Origin of the sequence: Halomonas sp. SIMBA_159 (assembly GCF_046536035.1) — a bacterium.
GTDB classification, from domain to species: domain Bacteria; phylum Pseudomonadota; class Gammaproteobacteria; order Pseudomonadales; family Halomonadaceae; genus Vreelandella; species Vreelandella venusta_A.
The window spans coordinates 1-241 of sequence record NZ_JAWJBT010001454.1 but is presented as its reverse complement, the minus strand read 5'-3'; the positions used below and the strand labels follow the sequence as shown (position 1 = coordinate 241).

General features: G+C 52.3%; 1 protein-coding gene. It reads right to left on the bottom strand.

The features are described from left to right. A partial coding sequence (gene flgA, locus R0J87_RS24050; protein ID WP_498889557.1) for a flagellar basal body P-ring formation chaperone FlgA occupies positions 1-194 on the bottom strand: 194 nt, incomplete at its 3' end. Between the last annotated feature and the right edge of the window lie 47 nt (positions 195-241).

Sequence of the window (241 nt, the reverse complement as noted above, 5' to 3'; positions counted from 1 at the left end):
CTAAAACGTACCCGGATCGTTTCTCCTTGTGCGCCATCTTCCAGCCCTTCACCTTCTCGCGAAACACGAAATCCCGCGCCTTCACCTATCACCGTCACGCGCTGACCACGTTCAACAAGACTCGGCGCTTGCAAACAATGTGACTGAAAGGTGCTGCCGCTACGAATGGGTCGTTGAGCAACATTGCCAGTCACCTCGTCTTCATTCGTCAGTGTCTGGGAAGATAAATCGCTTAAGTTAG